Source organism: Streptomyces anulatus (assembly GCF_000721175.1).
GTDB lineage: Bacteria > Actinomycetota > Actinomycetes > Streptomycetales > Streptomycetaceae > Streptomyces > Streptomyces anulatus_C.
In genome coordinates this window covers 149,736-171,264 of the sequence record NZ_JOEZ01000018.1, presented here as the reverse complement: position 1 = coordinate 171,264, position 21,529 = coordinate 149,736, and the positions used below count along the sequence as shown (strand labels likewise).

The following is a 21,529-nucleotide window of genomic DNA, read 5'->3' as shown; positions in this document are numbered from 1 at the left end:
CGTCGGCGATCGCCGCACGCGTCCCGACCACTCTCAACTGCGAGAAACCACTCAGGAGCGGGCAATGGACAACGAGATACAGCTGATCAGTGACGGTGACGGACTGGCGGTCATCGGGAACGCGGCGGACGTCGAACGTTTCCTCGTCTCGGAGGGACTGTCGTCAAAGGACCGTGAACCGAAAAGGCTCAAGTCCGTCTTCGGTACCGGGGCTGCAGCCGCGCAGGCAGGTTCGGATATTGCCGCCAATTCCGCCCTCTGGGTGAAGTTGACCAAGGAGTCCGCGCAGCGTGTGAAGAAGTTCGGGCTGATGGACAGCAAGACGCCAGGGATCAGCCATGCGATGGTGGGGAAACCTGGATCCATCAAGAACTGGCTTCAGGTCGACAAGGGGGCTGGCTCATTCCTGACCAACCCAGCGCGTCTGTCTGGTGCCGCGGGAATGATGGCACAGCTTGCGATGCAGCAAACCATGGACGAGATCACCGACTACCTCGCCACGATCGACGAGAAGGTCACCGACGTGCTCCGCGCCCAGGAGGACAAGGCGTTGGCGGACATGGTCGGAGTGGAACTCGTGATCGGGGAGGCCATGACCATCAGGGACCAGGTGGGCCGGGTCTCCGAGATCACGTGGTCGAAGGTGCAGAACACGTCGGAGACGATCGCGTCGACCCAGGCGTACGCGCTGCGTCGACTCGACGCCCTCGCGGAGAAGATGGAGCGCAAGACCAAGGTCGGTGATCTCGCGACGGCGGCCAAGGAAGCCGAGTCCAAGGCGCCGGAATGGCTCGCCGTTCTGGCTCGTTGCTTCCAACTGAATGACGCGATCGCGGTGCTCGAACTCGACCGCGTGCTAGACGCGGCTCCGGACGAACTGGACCGGCATCGCATCGGGATTCGGATCGCCCGGCAGAATCGCCTGGATCTCATCTCGCGGAGTACAGAGCGTCTGCTGGCCCGGATGAACACGGCCGCAGGTGAGGCAAACGCGAAGGTGTTGCTGCACCCGACCAAGTCCCCGGCCGTCGTTCAATCGAGCAACCATGTCGTGACCGGCATCCATGGCCTCCACGGGCGGCTCGGGATCGAGTCCGGTCGCCAATCTTCGGAAGCAAGACGATGGGCGGTCGCGGCGGCGGAGGCAAGGGACAAGGCGCTGGAATCAGGAGCGAAGGGCGTCGGTGCCGCCAAGAGCCTCGGCAACGAGACCCTCGACCGAGCAAGAACGACTACGGGCAGGCTCTCCAGCGGGATCGCTGAGCGAGTGCGCCGCCGGGGTGGGGGCGGCGACGAGGAGGAACGCGAAGCGGAAGGCTGACCGAGCCTTCCGCTCACGCGCGCCGGCCCAGCGGGCGTTCTCCGGCTTCCGAGGCGGGGCCGGGGTGACCTGGCCGCCGTGACGATCGCCGGCACCGCTTCCTGCTGTCAGCCCTGACTCACCGCCCACCCGGAGGCGCGTAATGACATCGTTCCCCGACGAGGGAGACACCCGCAAAGTCCAAACCGCCGTCATCGGACGTGCAGGGTCCGATGTACCGGTCTTCCTCCCTTACGACCACGACGACTTCGACACGTTCATGCAGGGCCGGACCCGCCACGACTTCTACTGCGGCGTCCTGCTCGGAGGCTGCGGCAAGAAGTTGACTCCGAAGCGGTACACGGGGAAGAAGTGCCACTACGCGCACCGGCCGCCCGTGCACTGCCGCCGCACGGAAACCGGTGAGGCCAGCGCAGATCACCTGTACATCGGGCAGGCGCTACGGCGCTGGCTACTGCGCCAGGGGTACCAGGACGCCGACATCACGTACCTGGACCCCGGTTCGGTCCACGGTGGAGCCGTCGAGGTCCGGTTCGGTCAGGGCCGGTCCCGGCTCATCCGGGTCCAGTTGGCCCGCCTCTCCCTCCGCGAGTGGCAGGAGACACGCGAACGCCTCGCCGACCGGCACACCCACGTCCACTGGGCGTACGGACCCTACTGCGGGCTCTCGCACAACGAGGTGGACGCCGCCGGACATGCCATCCGCATCTCCTGCCGCACCCAGGGCAATACCCGCGAGGTGTACGTCGGCGCGCAGTACTCGGACAACAGCCTCGCGTGGTCGGCCCTCACCGAGTGCCGCCTGTCGAACGAGGGGGTCATCACGCCCAGCCTCGACGCCGAACCGCCCGCGAGCAGCACGCCCGTTCCGGCTCCTACGCCCGTGGCCTTCCCGCTGGCTCCGGGCACCATCGCCTTCACCGCAGCGACCGAGCTCCCGGCATCGCACACTGACCCGGACGGCACCGCCGTACGCCTCTACGAGGCCGACCTGCAGCCGCTCGGCTCGGCCGCCATTCGGGCCCGGATCACCCTGCCGCATGCCCACCCTGCCCCTTCTCCCCACCAACTGCACATCATCTACTCCTCAGCCCACCTGCTGCCGCTCACCGAAGCGCCCCCCTCCGGACCCGCCTGGCTGATACGCGCCGACGGCGCGTCGCCCCTACCTCAGCAGACCGACTCCCGCTGGCCGGACTTGCGCCCCGCATCTCCGCGTCCCGAGTCGCCCCCGGCCACCCCCGCGACGACCGAACCGGCCGCCTCAACACCCAGCCCACTTCCCCTCGGTGAGGCCGAGACGATCCGCGTCTTCCGCTCAAGGCTCGGCATCGTCGCCCGCGCCCGCGGCCTCATCAACTGGGAGACGCTGATCAGCCACGCCGGAGCGGCGCCCGGCGACGTCACCCCGGACGAACGCGTGCGCCTCCTCATCGAGGTGGACCATCCCCGGGCCGACGGCAAACCAGTGCTCTCGGCACTCGTCAAGCCAGCACACACCCCGGAGGCACCCGCTCCCTACTTCGCCGAGGTCCTCGCGGGTCTCGGCTGGAGGTCCGACCTGTCCGAGGCAAAGGTTGCGGAGGTCTGGGAGCGTGAACGGAGGACCGCGTACGCCCTTGCGCAGAACGCGTTAACGCCGGAACTACAGCAGTCCTTGAACACCTCTCTGAAGGAGAGCGCCACCCGTCTATGGAACGACGCCCAGCTCGTGGGCCGGATCCGCGCACATCTGAACCAGGTCGCCAACGGGCGCAGTCGCATCAAGTGGAGAACATTGATCAACAGACAGGGCATTTCGCACTCCACGTTGTCAGCGAAGGACCAAGTGAGGCTGCTGGCCGCAGTGGACAAGCCCTACGTACCGAGCCGTGGCCTGTTGTCGGCGTTGGTGAAGGCGGATCGCCAGGACTCGGGCCCGGCACCGTTCTTCGGCGACGTACTGGCCGAGTTGGGCTGGGAACCTGACGCCGCCATGCCGACAGTGGAGGCGGCCTGGCGGGTTGCCCTGGACCGCGCATACGCGCACAGCAGACGGTCCGCACCAACGGCTCAGAGCAGCCCAGCCGTTCCGTCCGCAAAAGAGGACCGCGTGCACTGGTCCAAGCTCGGGACTACCAAGGCGGCCGTGACCGTAGCCGTTCGCCGGGCGTTGATCGACGCTGCCCAACGCCAGGTCTGCGTGGGCTGGCACACGCTTGCCGCTGCCGCCGGGCTCAAGCCATCGGACCTGTCCGCCAAGGCCAGGGAATCGATCCTCGTAGCCGTTGACAGCCCGCCCGCCTATGGAGTGCTGCTGTCCTCCCTCGTGGTCGCCTCCGAGCACACCCCCGTGCCGTACTTCGACGCCATCCTCAAACGCCTCGGACGGCCCTACGGCCTGCGCCCCATCGAACTGGGCCGGCTCCGGAAGACGGAACAGGCCCGAGTGTTCGCGACATACAGTGCTGCCGCCCACACCGCCGATGCCCCGAAGGAGAGGCCATGAGACCGAACCGTCGCCGCCTCGCGATCGGCATCGCCGCCACCGCAGCCGTCGTCACCCTGTCCGGTGCGGCGGGAGCAGTAGCCGGCGTCTACTTCGTCGCGACCGGCCCGACCGGCGCGCGGGGCCCGGCGGGGCAGAAAGGGGCACGGGGATCGCAGGGGGGTTCAGGGCGAACAGGGGTCACGAGGCGAACGCGGCGCCAAGGGCGACGAGGGAGAGCCCGGCGCCTCGGCCGAACCAGCCACCCCCGGCATACCGGACGCCACCACGACGAGTCCCGATCTCTCCGGCGGCCTGCTCATCAGTCCCGCCACGTGCCCGGTCGGAACCTCGCAGTGGGACACCATCTACGTGGGCCGCAGCTCCGCCCTCGGGTCACCGGGCGATGCCTACATGCGTGCGATGACGCTCTGCAAAATCGTCTGAGCGCCACCGCGCACGCCGCTCCGCTCAGGCCTCCGCCGCGAACCCCACGAACCGCGACCACTCCTCACGCCTGACGGCGAAGTGCGGGCGAGTCACGTCCTTGGAGTCCCGTACGCAGATGGCCTGTTCGGTGACAGCGACCTCCACGCAACTGTCGCCCTGGGTGCCGCTGTAGCTGGACTTGAACCAGGCGAGTTCTGTCGTACTCATAGCTCTCCTCGCAGTCGCTCCAGCAGACCCCGCGAGTCTTTGGGGTTCAGGGCCTGCGAGCGCAGTGTGTCATAGCACTGGTAGAGGAGGCTCACCTCTTTCGCGTCGCTGATCAGGCGGCCGTTCTGCTGTCCTTCGGAGTACGCGAGCCGCCGCCGCTCAGGGGTCTCCAACAACTGCACGGGACCATCCAGGCAAGCATGGAACTCAGCGTCCAGCGGCATCACCTGAAGCGTCACATTCCGTGGCGCGGTCAGTTCCAGCACGTGGTCGAGAAGCCCCCGCGTCACCTCAAGCCCACCAAGCCGACGCCGGAAGAGGTGCTCCTCGACGATGAAGCTGAACGGCACGTTCGGCCGCTCGTAGAACATCTTCTGTCGCTCCATCCTGGCTACGACCTGGGCCTCCAACTGCTCATCCGACAGCGGCGGAATGCTGTTGTCGAACACCGCCCGCGCATACCCCTCCGACTGCAACAACCCCGGCACCAGCCTGCACTCGTACGTGCACAGGCTCACCGCCACCTTCTCCAGCCGAGCCCATCGCCGGAACCAGGCCGCCAGCCCCGCCTCACCCCGGGTCAGATGCCCGGCCGCCTTCCGTAACGCCCCCGTGTTGCCCAGCGCCTCCTCCGCCCGCTCCACGAAGGAGTCGTCGGGCATCCGCCGCCCCAACTCCACCGATTCCACCGTGTGTTTGGAGAACCTGACCCTCGCCCCGAAATCGACCCGGCTGAGCCCGGCATGCTCGCGCAGGGCCTGGACGACGGCTCCGAAGGTCCGCAGACTGTCGGAAGGGTCGGGCTCGCGCTCCCAGTCGCAAGCCGTCACGTCAGTGCTGTCCGTCATACGCGGCCACCTCCAGGTGCGTACGTCCTCTGCGGCATCCCCGCGATCGACTCACCCACGGTGACGGAAAGATCCCCGTACTGTCCACAAAACGTGCCCGTACGCTGACGCAGCGTACGGGCCGCGCTACTGGAACACACCCCCGCACGCCCGCCACGGTTTCCCCATGCACACCTCCACGCCCCAATCCCGCGCCACCGTACACACGTTCGCGCAGCAACTCTCCTCCACCCGCCGCGGCGCCCGTCTCGCCCGGCTCCTGGCCGTGGAACGGCTGATCGCATGGGAGATGTCACCGCGAGTCATCGAGAGAGCGGAACACGTCGTCGCGGAGCTGGCCGCCAACGCGGCGCTGCACGGCCGCGTCCAGGGCCGCGACTTCCTGGTGGCACTGACGCTGGACGGGACGGCCGGCACCCTGCGCATCGCCGTGAGCGACACTCGGGGTGAGTACCGCCCCGCGATCCCCCCGGATCGGGGCCCGGACGACGAGTCGGGCCGCGGCCTGCTCCTGGTCGACGCTCTGGCCGACCGCTGGGGCACGGACCCGCGCCCGCCCTCCGGCAAGACCGTCTGGGCGGAGATCGACCAGCACGGCGAGAGGTCTGAAGCGATTTCCGGTCAATCCGGCAGCCAATGCCGTTGAGGACAGCCAAACGCTTTGAGCGACGGCATCCGGTCGACCTACGCTCCGTCAACGGATCACGGCGTCCCCGGCCGCGCCAGACGCCGCCGCTACTCAACAGGAGTGTTTCCCTTGCCTTTCCCGCCCGGTGACATGGTCGCCGCCTTCGGCAGACACCTGCACTTCAAGAGCCTGGAACAGGCTCTGTGCGAGCGTCATCCCGAGCTTGCCGACCGGGTGCAGTTCGACGACGCGAACCGCCTAATGCATCTGAAGGTCACGCTGTCCGGCAAACGCTCGGTCGTGCTGGCGCAGGTGCGCATGGGCTACACGATCGTCTGGGCGGTGCTGGACCCGGTACTGAACAGTGAGCCGTCCGTCTGGCCGCTGGACACGCCCGACGAGGTACTCGTCGACGCCCTGCACGCCATGGCGTCGGCCCACCTCACCGACGTACCGGTTCCCTCGCCGTGGCGCTGGAACGAGAGCGAGCCGTCCGACATGACCGAGCTGGCCGACCTCCTGGACGCCCGGGGTGTGCGAGTGCGGCGCGTGGCGGCGGGGAACGGCTACTTCCCGTACGGCCCCCGCCACTCGCCGAAACTCGACATCGTGGGCGGACGCGACGGCAGCTTCGTCGAGGCCGAGTTCCCCGACGCGTTCGTCCGCGTCTCACTCAAGCCCGCCCTCGGCTGGCTGGTGGATGTGCACCTCGCGGAATGCGGAGCTTGGGGCCGCGTCGATCTGGCCCGGAACCTGTGGCGCAGCACGAAGCCCACGCCAGGGGTACCCCGCGCGGACGTGTCGGTGGCGGACATCGCCGACGTACTCGGCAGGGGCCTGAAGGCCTGGGACGTGGAGGTGTCGTGCGAGCCGGCCGGTCGCGGGGAACCGGATCCCGCCGGGCACCGGTCCGAGTGGCAGGAGTCGCTCTTCGCAGACGAAGCCGCTCCGCCCCAGTGGCTGGGGGACGCCGGCGCCGATGTCGGTCAGCTCGACGAGGAAGCCGAGCCGAAGACCTCGCGGCGCTCGCCCAGCCCTCAGCACATCACGGACACGGCTCTCGAGCAGTTGACGGCATTCGGCTTCGGGGACCTCGAAGAAGGGGACGCCGAACAGCCCATCCGGTCCGACGCGTTCCACATCGAGTGGCACGACAGGGCCAAGAACCTGTCCACCTCCGAGGTTCAGCGGATGAACGGCCTGGCCGCGGCGGCAGGTGAGGACGTACCCAAGCGGCTCATCGTCATCACGACAGCCGGTATCAGTCGCCCGGCAGCGGCCTTCGCCGACACCGCCAAAGCGTTCGTCTTCTTCGTCGATCGCACGGCGGACAAGCTCATGGCCCTGAACTCACGTGCCCGGGAGGCGCTCTTGCCCCACACGGACCCGGCCGAGCGTGGGCTGGCGCCCTGGTAGCCGTCCTGCCCGCGGAGGACGGATCACAGACCGGCCCGCCCCAGCAGGATCTTCAACGCCCCTGGTTTGACCTTCTGCACCGACCTCACCTGGCCGAGTTCCAGCTCGTCCCGGCCCACCGGATCGCCGTGCAACGCGTCCGTGGGCCCGGACAGCAGCGTGACGTCGACCCGGTAGGCGAATTCGGGATCCGGCGGGTCCGCCTCGTACGGCTCACCCATGACGTCGGCCACCGCGGCGACCTCCGAATCCGGCGAGGTGAAGAAGAACCACAGGCGGTCGCCCGGGTTCATGCGGTTGCGTCGGCTGAGCCAGAAGTCGCGCTCGGGGTCCTTGTGGGCGAGACGACGCACCGTGTCCTTGTCTGAGGGCTCACCGTCGAGGGTGTCCTTGCTCGGATTGAGAATGTAGATCCAGTCCTGCACGGTCTCCCCCGTCGCCATGGTCCCGGTGCCCAGGGACGACCTCGCCCTGCTGAGCATCGTGCCAGCCCGCCTGCCCCTCACGCAGGAAGTTGCCCAACCTCACCGATCGTGGGGGACGCCGCCTCGCCCTCCGGCACGATGGCCTCCATGACGAACGCGATGGATGTGCGCACAGCCGCGGCCGAGTTCGACCGGGCCGCCGTGACGGACGCCGAGTCGGCTGCCGAGGACGAGCGCCAGCAGGTGTGTCCCAGTTTCCGTAGGAGGAGCGGGCGGAGCTGTCGCAGGAGCGCTGTGCCCTCGGGCACCGGGGTTGTCGTACCCCGCGGGTAGGGTCGCGTGGAGTGGGCGGAGTGGGCGGAGTGGATCGGGAGGGCCGTGCGCCGCTGGGCGCCGGGGCGAGGAGTGGGAGTGAACGAGCGAGACGAGGCCCGCCCCGAGGCGGTTCAGGCCGGGGTCGCCACGGTGTACCCGGAGTTCCTGCTGCGCCTGCCGGGCGGAGGACCGCGGGCCCGGGGTCGGGTCCTGCCCGAGAAGGGGATGAACGGAAGCCTGAAGTTCCTCATCCTCGCCGGCTCGCCGGTGCGTGTGGAGACGATGCCCGGCATAGGGCCCCATCCGTCGGCGCAGCGGGAACGGCTGCTCGCGGACGGCGGCATCGGGACGGCGTCGGACCGGTGGCCCGGCTATGGGGAGACGACCCGGGACATCGAGTGCAACTCCCCCTCCGCAGCGGCCTCGGTGGTGACCGGGCGTAGCTCCGACGGGCTCTCCGAGTGGCGCACGGAAGAGGGCTTCCCCCTCGTCGACTACCTCGGCGCCTCATGGCGCACCCCGCACAAGGCCTGGCTGGTGCGGGGCTCGAACGTCTCCGGGCGTGATCTGGTCAAGCGACTGTGGGTGACCGAGGGCTGGGTGACTCTCGCGGCCACGCACCTGCCCCACGTGGACGAGGCCGCGCCGACCAAGAGCGTCCTGCGGCGGTACGTGCAGGAGGGATACGACGCCACCACTTCGTACAGCCAGAAGCAGGTGATGGCCGACGAACTGCACTACTTCCTGTCCCAGATGCGGCAGGGCGACACCGTCTGCACCATCTCGGACGGGCAGATGTACATCGGAAAGCTCACGGGAGACGCGGAGCAGACCGAGTCCGAGGGCGGGCTGTCGAATCTGCGCCGGAAGGCCGAGTGGCGGTCCCCCGGTATCCCGTACGACGAGTTGCCCGAGGCCCTCCAGCAGAAGCTGTCCGTGCAACACGATGTCGTCGACCTGACCGCCGTGCTGGCACTCGTCGAGGGACTCGGACGGAGCGACGAGGAACTGGCGCAGGAGGCCCAGGCCATGGAGCGGGACCCGAGCCTGGAGATCCCGGCGATCACCGCCCGCCGTGAGCCGGAGCTGCCCGACCCGACGGATCAGCTGGCGGCCGAACTCCTCGTGCACGAGACGGCGTGGCTGCGCGAAGTGCGCGATCTCCTGGCCGACGACCGGCAACTGGTGCTCTACGGCCCGCCGGGCACCGGCAAGACGTACCTGGCAATGAAGCTCGCCGAGTTCCTCGGCGGCGGGCCCGAGCAGGTCAAGCTCGTGCAGTTCCACCCGTCGTACGCCTACGAGGACTTCTTCGAGGGCTTCCGGCCCCAGGAGGACCCGCAGACGAGGGAGGTCGCGTTCCGCCTCACCGCGGGCCCGCTGCGCGAACTCGCCGACCTGGCCTCTCGCGAGGGAAACCGGCACATCCCGCACTTCCTGATCATCGACGAGATCAACCGGGCCAACCTGGCGAAGGTCTTCGGCGAGCTGTACTTCCTGCTGGAGTACCGCAACAAGTCGGTTCGGCTGACCTACTCCGGCGACGACTTCGCGCTGCCGCCGAATCTGTTCGTCCTCGGCACGATGAACACCGCCGACCGCTCCATCGCCCTCGTGGACGCGGCGATGCGCCGCCGTTTCGCCTTCGTCGAACTGTCGCCGCGCACCGAGCCGACACGCGGTCTGCTGCGCCGCTGGCTGACCGAGGAGGGCAGGGGCGCGGAGCCCGCCGACCTGCTCGATGCGCTGAACTCCCGTATCGACGATCCCGATTTCCGTATCGGGCCCTCGTACCTGATGAAGAAGGGCGTGTACCGGGAGGGCGGCCTGGAGCGGACCTGGCGGACGAAGATCCTGCCCCTGCTGGAGGAGCATCACTACGGGGAGGGCGTGGACATCGAGACGCGGTACGGGCTGGCGGCACTGCGGGAGTCCCTGCAGTGACGTCCGCCGTCGACGCCCCGTACTCCGTCGAGCTGGTCGAGCACGCGCCGGCGACCCGTATCGCCCTGCCGGACGCCGTCGGCCGTGCCCTCGCCGCTTCCGGCATCGTGGACGCGGCCCCCGACCCGTACGCGCCCGGGCTCTGGTCGCTGAAGGCCGGCAGCAAGGTCGGGGCCGTGGCCGTCACGGCGCCGGGCGGCGGCGAACCGGTCACCGTACGCGTCACACCCAAGGTGCCCATCGTCCGGCTCTTCTTCCTGCTCAGCTACAGCCTCGATCCGGGAAGGAGTTGGCGGGACGGCGAGGTCGAGGTCGCCGAGCACCGCGATCTGCTGCCCGCGCTCGCCCACGCCGTGGAACGGCAGGTGGACCGGGCCCTGCGGCAGGGCTTGTCGCAGGGCTACCGGGCGGCTGAGGAAGCCGCGCTCGTCGTCCGCGGCCGGGTCAGGGAGACCGAACAGATACGGCGGCGGTTCGGGGCGATGCTGCCGATCGAGGTGGCGTACGACGAGTTCACCACCGACATCGCGGAGAACCGCATCCTCCGTGCGGCCGTCGAACGTCTCCTGCGCCTGCCCGGCATACCGCGCGACGTACGCCGCAGGCTGCTGCACCAGCGCGCCCGCCTGAGAGACGTCACGGCGATCGCGCGCGGACAACCGGTCCCCGACTGGCGTCCCACCCGCCTCAACTCCCGCTACCACCAGGCCCTGCGTCTCTCGCGCGTCGTCCTGGACGGCGCCTCCGCCGAGCACGGCCCCGGCGGTCTGCGCATCGACGGCTTCCTCTTCGACATGAACAAGCTCTTCGAGGACTTCGTGACAACCGCCCTACGGGATACCTTCCACGGCCGGGGCCGGGGTTCGGACGGCCACACCGTCCGACTCCAGGACTCCCACCACCTCGACGAGGCCGCCACGATCCGCATGAAGCCCGACCTCGTGCTGTACGGGCCGGACGGCACCCCGTGCGCGGTGGCGGACGCCAAGTACAAGTCCGGGCGACCGGGCGGCTATCCCGACGCCGACCTGTACCAGATGCTGGCGTACTGCACGGCCCTCGGCCTGCGCGAAGGGCACCTGGTGTACGCGAAGGGCAATGACCGGCACGCCGCCCATCAGGTGCGCCACGCGGGTGTCGTCCTCCATCAGCACGCCCTCGACCTGGACCAGGAACCCTCCGGACTGCTCACGGACATCGAGGAGGTGGCCCAGCGGCTGGCGAACACCCCACGCATATGATCGACTGCGGAGTGTCCCTCCAGGGCGGGGAGTTCACCTCGTGCCGCAGCTCGCGTCCGCCAACAGCTTCTGGGAGGGCTACGACGTCCTGGAGAGGCCCGTCAAGGCCGGCGTACGCAAGGCGATGCAGAAGTTCCAGCTGCTGACCGTGCCCGAACTGCACGCGGACAAAGGGCTCCACCTCGAGTCCGTGCAGAACGCGCGGGACGCACGCATGCGGACCATCCGCGTGACACGCGCCGTCAGCTGTCCGGGGCGAGCGCGCCGTTGCCGAGCCCGTCCCTTGCCAGGGTCGCCGCGTCCCGGCTCAGCTCCACCACTCTGCGCGCTCGCTCCTCGAACTCCTGAAGCGCGCGGAAGGCCGCCCCGTACCGCCGTTGCCCGGTGATGTCCATCTGCGGGATGCGGGCGCCCTTGCCGTCGAGGCGGAAGGTGCCGCTGCTGCTCGTGGAGCGCCGCGTGTTGGCCGCGCTGCGCAGAAAGCCCTGAAGGTAGTCGGTGTCGAGTTGGTCGCTGATCGAGACCGGTTCCCGATCGCCGTACTCGACGAGCCCCGCGCGCGCGAGGTCAGCCACGCTGACGGTAGGTCCGTCCGGAAGGCCGGGGCCGTCGCCCGCGACCAACGCCGGCAGCAACTCCGCCAGCAGCCTCGCCTGCTCGGTCAGCTCCCGTCGCAAGGTCCGGTATTCCACCGCGTAGTCGCGATGGGAATCCTCGACGTGGCGGCCGGGCGTGAGGTCCACGGCGTCGTCCAGCAGATCGACCAGGGGAACGTCAGCCGTCTGCTCGGCAGCCGGTTCCAGTGAGCCGTCCGGATCGCCCGCCGTCAGATCGACCATGCGGACACGGGTGGCGGCATCTCCCAGGGTCCGCGGGCGACGCAACTGCCAGAGGTGGACCGGAAGCGCATGCGAGGCCGCCGTGCCGGACGGAAGGGCGGTGACCTGGGTGAGGACGCCCCGTCGTACGAGCTCGGCGCGGATACGGCGGCCTGCCTTGCGGTAGGCGACCGAGGCGGGCAGGACCATGAGGACACGACCACCGGGCGCGGTATGCGCGTAGGCGTGCTGCAGCCAGGCGAGTTCGCCTTCGGCACGAGACGGTGTGCCGAACTCCCAGCGCGGGTCGAGCAACAGGCCCTCGCGCCCCCAGTCGGGTTCACCGACCGGGGGATCACAGACGACCAGGTCGGCCCTGAGGTCCGCCCACCGGTCGTTCCGCAGGGAGTCCCCCGTGACGATGCCGACCCCGGTGCGCCCGGTGAGGCCGGCCCTCAGTTGCGCGAACACGGCCCTGCGAGCGTCGGACTCCTGCCCGCAGCGCCTGGCGCCTTGCTCGGGGCCGATGGCGAGCAGGAGGGAGCCGATACCGCAGGCCGGGTCGAAGAGGGTCGTGCCGGGTGCCACCTCACCGGCGAAGTGGCGTACGGCACGGATGACGCGCGGTGCGGTGATCTGGTCCGACCCTGCCCGGCGTACGGATTCGGTGAAGCGCTCCGCGAGGACGCTCACCGCCTCTGCCGCGCCACAGCTCTCGGCCAGTTCCCGCGCGAGGCGGACGACATCCGCCGGAAGCTCCTCACGTGCCACTCCCTCGTCGAGGAGACGGGCGACATCCACGAGCCCGCCGAGCATGTCGTCGCCGTACGCTCCGCGCAGCACCTGCCACAGCTGTACCTCCGCGGAGACTTCCTGCCCCTTACGCTGCCTGTCCAGCCAGGCCCGCACCTCGGCCAGGTCGAACAGCGGACTGTTGACACCACCGCCGGACGGCGTGGGGAAGTCGTCGTAACGTCGCCGCCAATTCGAGACGGCGGCGCGGGTGACGCCCGCCAGCCTGGCGATCTCGGACCCGGTGACCAGCGGGGTGGCCTGTCGGGCGGGGGTGTCCGTCATACGAGCAACCGTACACAGGGCGACCTCCACTATCAACGCGGACATTCGTTGACGACGTCAACAACATCAGCGGCCTTTTACTGCTCCCGGAAAGACCCCTCGCAGAGGAAGAGCTGCTCGCCACACGTTCCACACCGTCGGACTCCGATCGCCTGTGTCGACGTAGCGAGGATCACCGAACCGGGAGACGCCCCTCGTACGCAGCAGGACGGGCCGGCCGCTCATCGTCGTGATGCGGTCCCGCAGACCTCGCCGTTCAGCCTGAAGACCCGGGGGTCGTCCACGAGGCCGGTGGGACGGCCGTTGAAGCCGAACCGCACGGTGGCGCCGGGCGCGAGAGCGGCGTTCCAGCTCAGGGCGTCGGCGGTCACCCGGGGGCCGGCCTGCCCGATGTCCGCGCCCCAGGTGTCGGTCACCTGCTGCCGGTCGGCGAACGTCCAGTCGAGCCGCCAGGGCTGGACGGGGCGGTCGCCGGTGTTCTTCAGCGCGACGTGGGTGGAGAAGCCGTCGCTCCAGCGCTGCGAGGTGTAGGTCACCTCGCACCGGGCCTTCACGGGCTCCCCGCCGCCCAGATCGTCCACGTAGGACGCGACCCACGCGAGCGGGGCGTTCCAGTTGATGGTGATCTCGTTCGTGGCCCAGGACTCGATGTCGTCGATGTAGCACATCGCCGGTGCGCAGCCCTTCAGTTTCTCCTGCGCGACCGGGTCCTCGATGGACGCGTTCGGACCGCCGGCCAGGGAACCCGGAGCGGGATTCGGCAGGGCCGGGTCGAGCTGGTCGGCCCAGAACCGGTGGTGCTGGTTGCGCGAGTCCCGCTCACCGTACCCGGTGACATAGGACTGGTTCAGCGCGTTGCGGCCCAGCAGGTAGTCGAGTCCGCGCAGTACGGCGTCACGGTAGACGGTCCTGCCGGTCAGGTCGTGCGCGGAGCCCAGGACGACCATGTTGTTGGCGACCTGGCTGTTCGAGCCCCATACGTAGTGCCCGTCGTCGGGGGCGTACGGGAGGCCGTACGCGGCGCGGGCAGAGTCGGCCGCGTATCCGTCGGCGGCTTCGGTCACCATGCCGCGCACCGTGGCGAGCTGGTCGGCGGACAGCTTGCCCGGCACACTCGCGAGGTTCAGGGCGCCGAGCCCGGCGACCGAGCCCCAGGACATGCCGCCTCGCGGGAAGACCGCGTCGGTGTCACCGTGCAGCGGGGAGCGGAGGACTTCCTGGCGGTAGCTGTCCTCGCCGGTGGTGAGGAGGAGTTCCGCCGCCGCCCAGTAGAACTCGTCCCGCACGTCGTCGTCGCTGTAGGCGCCGCCGCCCGTGGCGTCCTGCGGATCGGCGAGGATGTCCGGGTGGGCCTTGGCCGCCGTCCACGCGGACCGCGCGGCCGACCGGCACTGCGCGGCGAAGTCCGCGTCGTAGACCTGGAAGAGGCGGGCGCACTGGGCGGCGGTGGCCGCCAGGTTGAGGGTGGCCGCCGTGGTCGGCGGATGCAGTTCCCGGGGCTGGGGGTCACGGTCCGGCCGGAGCGGCAGTCCGGTCCACGCCCTGTCGTGCAGCTTGTGGTGGGCCATACCGGCGAGCGGCTCCCCTGCGGGCACCTGCATCCGCATGAGGAACTCCAGCTCCCAGCGCGCCTCGTCGAGGATGTCAGGGGTGGCGTTCCCGTGCTCGGGCAACCGGAGCGCGCCGTCACCGAGCGGCCCGCCGTCGGCGGTCTCCTCGTACAGGGTCCTCTCGAACGTGGACATCAACTGGGCCACCGATATACCGCCGTTGACCACGTACTTGCCGTGGTCGCCGGCGTCGTACCAGCCCCCCGCCGCGTCGAGACGGTAGTCGCACTCGCCCGGCCGGCAGGGCACGTCGTTGTCGCCCTGGTTGGGGCTCACGCCGAGATGGCCGGCCGGCCGCGCGTACTGCTCGCCCACGATGTCCGCGTCGATCTCGATGCCGCTGCGGTTGTGGTAGAAGTACGCGAGCGCGTCGGTGCGCAGGGACGCGTAGAGGTCGTCGCCGATGGCGAACGGCTCGCTCTTCTCCCCCGCGACCGTGACGGTGTACCCCTCGCCCGGGGTGGTCACCGCGCTGAAGTCGAAGGTGTGAACGTGTTGCCGCGAGGCGGTGTCCACGCCTGCCGGAGTGGTGGTGCCGGCGGCCACGCGTGTCCCGGCTGCGGAGTCGAGGGTCCAGGACAGCGGGTCGGTACCGCCGGTGACGACCGTGCCGGCCTTGGGGCCGTGGGTGAGGTAGCCGACCTGGTTGACCCGGACCGGGGACCCGGTGTCCGGTTCGTAGGGCGGCGGCGCGGTCCCGCCGCGCAGGGATACGTCGTCGATGCAGAAGGTGAGGGGCTCGGCGCCGCCCCCGATCTGGAAGACCAGCTGGGCCGCGTCGTGGTCGGCTCCGGCCGTGAAGGTCTCTGTGACGCGTTCGGCGTTCGCCCCGACCGGCTGCGCGGTGGTGAGTTCCGTGGTCCAGGGATCGGTCGACATCTGGACGTTGGTGCGGATGGTGACCGGCACGGTGGATGTCGCCGTGTAACTCAGGGTGTACCCCTCGCCTGCGGTGAGGGCCAGCCCGTTCTGCCCGACGATGGCGTCCCACGCGTTGGCCGTGCCCGCGGGGACGTCGGCACAGAGGCGTCCGTCCGAGACGGCGACGGGGCTGTTGGCCGTCGACCACCAGGGGGCGGTGCCCGCGGAGAAGTCCCCGTTGGCGATGACCTCGTGGGCGTCATCGAGGGGCTGGGCCGCACCGGCGGGTGCGGCAAGCGCGCCGGCCAGCAGCCCGGCGATGGCTGCGACGCCCACTAACACGCGGACGCGTCGGGAGCGGTCCTGTCGGCGGAACGTACGGGACGGGCGGGGAGCTTGTGGCTGATGCAGCGGCACATCGAAGTCCTTACGGGAGGGGGAAGGTCACATGAGGCGCACAGGGCCGGAGGCATCGGCATTGCGCACGGTGGAGCGCCGGGACGAAGTGGGAGCGCTCCCAAAGTCGGGGTCGCGAGACGCGCAGTCAAGCGGTTGGACAGGATTCGCCGCTTTGCCTCGTGGGAGACGACCGTCCGGGCCGAGGACGCCACGCGACTTCGGCCCGACCGGACTCGACCATACGTTCTCCGCCACCTCGTCAGGCCGTCCGGCCGGTCAGCCGGGCGGGCCGGCGGCCACCCCGACCCTCCTGCCCCCCGGCGCGCACCGGGCCGCCCGGACCGCGACTCGCCGGAACGCGACGGCCGCCCAGCCCCGGCCTCCGCATTCATCGATCCGCTCGACACTTCCCCCACCATGGGTTGTCAGGGACATAGCAACGCTCTTACAGTTTCAGGTACCAACGGGTGGGAGCGCTCCCAGATGCTTGGCCGGGGCTTCCGATTCCGTGATCGCCCCATCCGGTCATCCCTCCCGGAGAGGCCCCGCATGCGAGCGTCACCGTCACCGCACTCCCCCGGTACCACGCGCAGCCTGCTCAGCACTCCGGTCGGCGTCGGCCCGACGAAGCCCGGTGGACGTCGGAACCCGCCCGTGCGGAACCGACGACTACGGCCGCGCACCGGCCACGGCCTTCCCACCTGCCTCGCCACCGCGCTCGCCCGGCACAGCGCCCCCTGCCCCAGGTGCCCCCCAGACTCCTCGCCCGATGGTGGCCGCAGGAGAAGAAGCGCAACCGGAAGACCATCCCCACACAGGCACAGGAGACCTCATGGCCCGACGCAACAAGCTGTTCACGTTCCTGGCTGCGGTGCTCGCGACACTGCTCGGCGGAATCGGCCTGACACTGATGGGCCAGGGCGACGCGCAGGCGCACGGCGTCACGATGACACCGGGATCGCGTACCTACCTCTGCATGCTGGACGCCAGGACCGGCACCGGCGCTCTGGACCCGACCAACCCGGCGTGCAAGGCCGCGCTCGACGAGAGCGGCGCGACCGCGCTGTACAACTGGTTCGCCGTGCTCGACTCCAACGCGGGCGGAAGGGGTGCGGGTTACGTCCCGGACGGAAAGCTGTGCAGTGCCGGCGACCGGTCGCCGTACAACTTCACCGGTTACAACGCCCCCCGCTCCGACTGGCCCCGGACGCACCTGACATCCGGGAAGACGATCCAGGTCAAGCACAGCAACTGGGCGGCGCACCCGGGCTCCTTCCGGGTGTACCTGTCCAAGCCCGGCTACTCGCCCAGCACCGAGCTGGGCTGGGACGACCTGGAACTGATCGAGACCGTCTCCGACCCGCCGCAGGCGGGTGGGCCGGGCACGGACGGCGGCCACTACTACTGGGACCTGGACCTGCCCTCGGGCCGTTCGGGTGACGCGGTCATGTTCATCCAGTGGGTGCGCTCGGACAGCCAGGAGAACTTCTTCTCGTGCTCCGACGTCGTCTTCGACGGCGGCAACGGCGAAGTGACCGGCATCCGCGGCTCGGGCGGCACTCCCACGCCCACGCCCACGCCCACTCCGACCCCGACTCCGACACCCACCGACCCGCACACCGGATGCATGGCCGTCTACAGCGTGACCAACTCCTGGAGCGGTGGCTTCCAGGGTTCCGTGGAGGTCATGAACCACGGCACGACGGCGCGTGAGGGCTGGGCCGTGCAGTGGAAGCCCGGCGTGGGCGCCGAGATCAGCAGCGTGTGGAACGGAGCGCTGACCACGGAGTCCGACGGCACGCTCACGGTCAGGAACCTCGACCACAACCGCACCATCGCACCGGAGGGCAGCGTCACCTTCGGGTTCACCGCGACATCGACCGGCAACGACTTCCCGGTCGGTTCGATCGGCTGCGTCGCCACGTAGCCGACGGGGCGTGTGCCCTCGCCGCCGTGGCATCAAGCCGTGGCGGCGAGGGCGCAAGCGCGGTCAGTGTCCGGCGACGACGCCCGACAGCTCGTTGGTGCTCTTCGGCAGGGTGACGGAGGTGATCTTCTTCCCCGTTTCCACGTCGATGGCGTGCAGCGCCTTCTTGCCGGGCTCGGAGACGTACGCGACGTGTCCGCGCACGAACAAGGTGGGCCGGGCCTGCTGCCAGTCCAGCGGCTCCTGCCAGTCGCCCACGGCGGGGATCTTCTTCTCGATCTTGCCGGTGTTCGGATCGATGACGTGGATGGCGCCGTCGGTACCGAGGACCAGGGCCTCGCCGTGCGGGCCGCGGGCCAGCGAGCGGAAGGAGTAGCTGGTGCCCAGGTCGACCAGGCGCAGCTTCTTCTTCTCGGTGTCGATGAGGGAGACGCGGGAGGGTCGCTCCAGCTCGGCCTCGGGGTCGCTCTTGTAGTCGCCCAGCAGAACGGGCGAGGCGTCACTGCCGGACTGGTTGCCGATGCGGCCGTAGTCATCGGGGGAGTCGATCTTGGTGAACTCGCCGTCCTTGTAGATCAGAATGCCGTCCTCGCAGCCGACGCCGACGGCTTCGTTCTTGGCCGCGGCCTCTCCGTGGACCCCGGGGCAGTCCTCGTTGCGCGCGATCTCCTTGTTGTGCCGGTCCAGCACCAGCGCGCCGGTGCGCTTCTCCTCGGTGCCCAGGGTGCTCACGAGTTTGCCGTCGGCCAGTTCGATGGCGACACCGTGGTGCGGCTCGGCGGAGGTGTAGGTACGCCCTGCCGGCTTCCTGCCGCTGCTCAGTGCGGTGGGGTCGAAGACGTTGACCTCCCCGGTACCGTCGGTGAAGAGCACGGTCTTCGCGGCGTGGCGGACTACGTGGCCTGGCTTGGCACCCTTGTACTCGATGTCGGTGAGGGCCTGGTCGGTGGCGTCCAGGACGCGGAATCCGCTGTCGGTGGAGACGACGACGTGGTCCTCGTCGCCTGCGGGGTTGACCCGGTTGAAGCCGGGCAGGTCGATGGTCCTGGCGAGCTTCAGGCTCTCGCCGTCGAGGATGTACAGGCCACCGTCGAAGGTGGCGACCAACGGCTCCTCGACCGCCACCGCGGGCGTGGCGCTCGCGGCTCCGTCTGACTTGGCGTCGGTGGAGGTGGAGGTCTCTCCGCCGCAGGCGGTCAGGACCGTGGAGATGGCCAGGGCCAGTGCCGTGCCCGTGAGGGCTCTGCCGCGTATCGACTTGTTCATGGGTCTGTTCCTTTCTGCACCGCGCGGTGGCGGCATGGGGGTACGACGAGCCGGCGCCCGACGGGCGGGGGTGCCGGGAGGCTCGGAGGGTCAGTCGCCGGTCAGGCCGGTGACCATGGCGGTGGTGTTGGCGCGCATCATCCGCAGGTAGGTGTCGGCGCCCGCACCCCTGGCGGTCAGGGACTCCGAGTGGAGTTCGACGACGCGAACCCCGCCGCCCATTTCCGTTCGCAGCACCTCGGCGAGCCGTTTGGGCTGGGAGGAGTCGGCGAAGACGGTGCGTACGCCTGCTCCCTCCATCGCCTCGGTGAGCGAGCGCAGGTCCGAGGAGCTGGGTGAGGCCAGCGTGGTGCCGCTGGGGATGACCGCGCCGATCACCTCGAAGCCGAAGCGGTCGGCGAGGTAGCCGAAGACATGGTGGTTGGTGACCAGGGCCCGCTGGTCCGCGGGAACTCGGTCGAAGGACTTCTCCATCCAGGTGGTGAGGTCCGTGAGGCCCTTCGCGTAGCGGTCGGCGTTGGCCCGTATCGTGCCGGGGTCCACGCTGTCGACGTGCTCGATGACCTGGTCGGCCATCAGGCCGGTGACCTTGTGCATCCGGTCGGGGTCTGTCCAGAAGTGCGGGTCGGGCTGCCCTTCCTCGCCCTCGGGGCCGCCGTCGTCGGCGGTGTGGAAGGTGAGCGGGCCGGCCGCCTCGCCGGCCGCGAAGGTGGCGACCCCGGACTCTCGGGCGGCGTCCACGTGCCGCAGTACGTTCTCCTCCAGGCCCAGGCCGTTGTGGACGACCAGATCGGCCTGTTCCAGCTCGGCGGCCTGCACCGCCGACAGACCGAAGGAGTGCGGGTCGGCGTTGGGCTTCATCAGGACGGTGACGTCGGCCTCGTCGCCGACTATCTCGCGAGTGACGTCGCCGAGGATGTTGGTCGTGACGACGATGCTGGGCCGGTCCTCGCCGGTGGTGCAGGCGGTGGCGGTCACGGCTGTCACGAGGGTGAGCAGACCCGCGATCAGGTGTCGCAGGCGAGCGGTGCCCACCCGCGCGCGATGATTCACCTCGGTTCGGCTCATCGTCCGGTCTCCACCATGAGGACCGGCTTGACGTCCAGGTCGAAGGTGCGCGCGATGCGCAGGCCGTCGTTGTAGTCGATCTCGAACACCTTCTTGCCCTCGGGGTCGTTGATGTAGGCGCGGCTGCGGTCGACCTCGATGACAGGGGCGCTGCCGTCGGAGACGTCCCGTTTCCCTGCTGTCAGCAGCGCCTTGGTCCGTGCGGTCTGCTTTCCGGTCGCGATGTCATAGCCGTGCACGGAGCCGTCGGTCTCCAGAACGAGCAACGGGGAACCCTCGCCTGCCGTGTTGGCCGCGACGACGGGTCCGGTGTCCACCCGCTTCCAGGTCCGCTCGGTGACGTCGAGGACCCAGACGGCGTCGTCTCCGGCCGGGGCGGTGAGGGTGTCGCTGCCGGGTCGATGGCGGAAGACGGTGGCTCGGTCCCGCGCCGGGACGTGCGTTCCGTACGGGATCTCCTCCGCGGTGAAGGCGCCGCCCTGCGCACGCACGAGCAGGGCGCCGTCGGCGCAGCCGAGGATCACGCCGCGCCGGGTGACGGCGTCTCCCCGGGGTGCCTCGCACGTCACGTCCGGGGAAGCCACGCGTTCGCCCTTGCGGTCGAGGACGACGAGTTCCGTGCTGCCGCCCTTGTTCGCGAAGGCGAGCAGGTGTTCCTCGTACGGCACGACGGCGCCGGTGTAGGTGCCGCGCAGCGTCGGCGAGGTGGTGATCTGCCCCTTCTCCAGCTTGCCTCGGTCGTAGAGGACGGTGCGGCCGTTCTCGTCGGTCACCGCGGTCACGGCGGCATCACTGCGTATCTGGGCTCGGCTGCCCGCGGGAAGCTCACCCACGTCCCGCGTCGCCGCGCTGTAGTAATGGATGTGGTCGCCGTGGTCCACCATCCAGGCGCCGCTGTCGAGGAGATGGGTGCCGTCGGGCGCGTGGAGGTAGCCGAACCTGCCGTCCGTGCCCAGTCGAACGGCGTCCTTCACCTCGGCCGTCCTGTGCACCTTGCCGGTGACGAGGTCGAGAACCCTGGTGTTCCCGCTGCCGGGGTCGTTCAGGAGGAGCCGGGACTGCTGCTCGGCGGCCTCCTGGGCTCCCTCGACGTATCCGTGCGGAGTGGCGGACGAGGGACTCGCGTCGGGCCGTGCGGCGTCGCGCTTCTCCCCCGCGCAACTCGTAGCGAGCAGCGCGGTGAGCACCAGTGCGGCCGATGCCCACGGAGTGACGTTTCTGCGGACAGTCATGATGATCGC

Annotated in this window: 15 protein-coding genes and 1 pseudogene; 8 read left to right on the top strand and 8 right to left on the bottom strand. The window is 69.5% G+C overall.

The features are described 5' to 3' along the window. Positions 1-64 precede the first annotated feature (64 nt). Together IG90_RS0122840 and IG90_RS40770 are read left to right on the top strand one after the other, a co-directional pair. A complete protein-coding gene (locus IG90_RS0122840; protein WP_030587529.1) occupies positions 65-1,321 on the top strand; it encodes a hypothetical protein in 1,257 nt (418 codons plus the stop codon). Positions 1,322-1,463: 142 nt separating this feature from the next. Then, on the top strand, positions 1,464-3,809 hold the full coding sequence (locus IG90_RS40770) for a competence protein CoiA family protein (protein WP_051860199.1): 2,346 nt from the start codon (positions 1,464-1,466) through the stop codon (positions 3,807-3,809). Between the two features lie 450 nt (positions 3,810-4,259). Here the strand turns inward: IG90_RS40770 and IG90_RS0122830 are convergent, their stop codons facing one another. After that, entirely contained in the window at positions 4,260-4,445 is a 186-nt protein-coding gene (locus tag IG90_RS0122830) for a DUF397 domain-containing protein (protein ID WP_030587526.1), read from the bottom strand. Continuing rightward, complete coding sequence (locus IG90_RS0122825) at positions 4,442-5,293, bottom strand: helix-turn-helix domain-containing protein (RefSeq protein WP_030587523.1); 852 nt, start codon at positions 5,291-5,293, stop codon at positions 4,442-4,444. The genes IG90_RS0122830 and IG90_RS0122825 overlap by 4 nt, the downstream gene beginning before the upstream one ends. A 166-nt stretch (positions 5,294-5,459) precedes the next feature. On the opposite strand from IG90_RS0122825, the gene IG90_RS0122820 reads away from it, so the two are divergent. Next, on the top strand, positions 5,460-5,939 hold the full coding sequence (locus tag IG90_RS0122820; protein WP_051860198.1) for an ATP-binding protein: 480 nt from the start codon (positions 5,460-5,462) through the stop codon (positions 5,937-5,939). A gap of 111 nt (positions 5,940-6,050) precedes the next feature. Continuing rightward, the gene (locus IG90_RS0122815) at positions 6,051-7,337 is read left to right on the top strand and encodes a hypothetical protein (protein ID WP_030587517.1); all 1,287 of its coding nucleotides are present in this window, start codon (positions 6,051-6,053) and stop codon (positions 7,335-7,337) included. Positions 7,338-7,360: 23 nt separating this feature from the next. Here the strand turns inward: IG90_RS0122815 and IG90_RS0122810 are convergent, their stop codons facing one another. After that, positions 7,361-7,819, bottom strand: a complete 459-nt coding sequence (locus tag IG90_RS0122810) for a hypothetical protein (RefSeq protein WP_233436059.1) — start codon at positions 7,817-7,819, stop codon at positions 7,361-7,363. A 354-nt stretch (positions 7,820-8,173) separates the two neighbouring features. On the opposite strand from IG90_RS0122810, the gene IG90_RS0122800 reads away from it, so the two are divergent. The 3 genes and pseudogenes from IG90_RS0122800 to IG90_RS46060 all read left to right on the top strand — a co-directional run. Further along, positions 8,174-10,021, top strand: coding sequence for a DUF4357 domain-containing protein (locus tag IG90_RS0122800; protein WP_233436058.1), 1,848 nt, complete (start codon positions 8,174-8,176; stop codon positions 10,019-10,021). After that, positions 10,018-11,262, top strand: coding sequence for an McrC family protein (locus IG90_RS0122795; protein WP_030587507.1), 1,245 nt, complete (start codon positions 10,018-10,020; stop codon positions 11,260-11,262). The genes IG90_RS0122800 and IG90_RS0122795 overlap by 4 nt, the downstream gene beginning before the upstream one ends. 40 nt (positions 11,263-11,302) lie before the next feature. Then, positions 11,303-11,494 (top strand): annotated as a pseudogene (locus tag IG90_RS46060) (hypothetical protein); the annotation flags it as partial. A 10-nt stretch (positions 11,495-11,504) separates the two neighbouring features. Here IG90_RS46060 and IG90_RS0122790 read toward each other — a convergent pair. Further along, positions 11,505-13,157 (bottom strand): N-6 DNA methylase, encoded by a 1,653-nt coding sequence (locus tag IG90_RS0122790; protein ID WP_030587505.1) that lies wholly within the window; start codon positions 13,155-13,157, stop codon positions 11,505-11,507. A 221-nt stretch (positions 13,158-13,378) separates the two neighbouring features. Then, a complete protein-coding gene (locus tag IG90_RS0122785) occupies positions 13,379-15,964 on the bottom strand; it encodes a glycoside hydrolase family 9 protein (RefSeq protein ID WP_233436057.1) in 2,586 nt (861 codons plus the stop codon). Positions 15,965-16,859: 895 nt separating this feature from the next. Here IG90_RS0122785 and IG90_RS0122780 point away from each other — a divergent pair. After that, entirely contained in the window at positions 16,860-17,954 is a 1,095-nt protein-coding gene (locus IG90_RS0122780; RefSeq protein WP_030587501.1) for a lytic polysaccharide monooxygenase auxiliary activity family 9 protein, read from the top strand. A gap of 63 nt (positions 17,955-18,017) precedes the next feature. Here IG90_RS0122780 and aztD read toward each other — a convergent pair whose 3' ends face one another. The 3 genes from aztD to IG90_RS0122765 form a co-directional block, all read right to left on the bottom strand. Continuing rightward, a complete protein-coding gene (gene aztD, locus IG90_RS0122775) occupies positions 18,018-19,220 on the bottom strand; it encodes a zinc metallochaperone AztD (protein ID WP_030587499.1) in 1,203 nt (400 codons plus the stop codon). Positions 19,221-19,310: 90 nt separating this feature from the next. Then, entirely contained in the window at positions 19,311-20,288 is a 978-nt protein-coding gene (gene aztC, locus IG90_RS0122770; protein WP_030587497.1) for a zinc ABC transporter substrate-binding protein AztC, read from the bottom strand. After that, entirely contained in the window at positions 20,285-21,520 is a 1,236-nt protein-coding gene (locus IG90_RS0122765; RefSeq protein WP_030587494.1) for a hypothetical protein, read from the bottom strand. The genes aztC and IG90_RS0122765 overlap by 4 nt, the downstream gene beginning before the upstream one ends. Positions 21,521-21,529: the final 9 nt, after the last annotated feature.

Coding starts and splice junctions, on each gene's coding strand:
- IG90_RS0122765 (WP_030587494.1), bottom strand. CDS start 21,520: ATGACTGTCCGCAGAAACGTCACTCCGTGGGCATCGGCCGCACTGGTG.
- IG90_RS0122790 (WP_030587505.1), bottom strand. CDS start 13,157: ATGACGGACACCCCCGCCCGACAGGCCACCCCGCTGGTCACCGGGTCC.
- IG90_RS0122825 (WP_030587523.1), bottom strand. CDS start 5,293: ATGACGGACAGCACTGACGTGACGGCTTGCGACTGGGAGCGCGAGCCC.
- aztC (WP_030587497.1), bottom strand. CDS start 20,288: ATGAGCCGAACCGAGGTGAATCATCGCGCGCGGGTGGGCACCGCTCGC.
- IG90_RS0122840 (WP_030587529.1), top strand. CDS start 65: ATGGACAACGAGATACAGCTGATCAGTGACGGTGACGGACTGGCGGTC.
- IG90_RS0122780 (WP_030587501.1), top strand. CDS start 16,860: ATGGCCCGACGCAACAAGCTGTTCACGTTCCTGGCTGCGGTGCTCGCG.
- IG90_RS40770 (WP_051860199.1), top strand. CDS start 1,464: ATGACATCGTTCCCCGACGAGGGAGACACCCGCAAAGTCCAAACCGCC.
- IG90_RS0122830 (WP_030587526.1), bottom strand. CDS start 4,445: ATGAGTACGACAGAACTCGCCTGGTTCAAGTCCAGCTACAGCGGCACC.
- IG90_RS0122820 (WP_051860198.1), top strand. CDS start 5,460: ATGCACACCTCCACGCCCCAATCCCGCGCCACCGTACACACGTTCGCG.
- IG90_RS0122810 (WP_233436059.1), bottom strand. CDS start 7,819: ATGCTCAGCAGGGCGAGGTCGTCCCTGGGCACCGGGACCATGGCGACG.
- aztD (WP_030587499.1), bottom strand. CDS start 19,220: ATGAACAAGTCGATACGCGGCAGAGCCCTCACGGGCACGGCACTGGCC.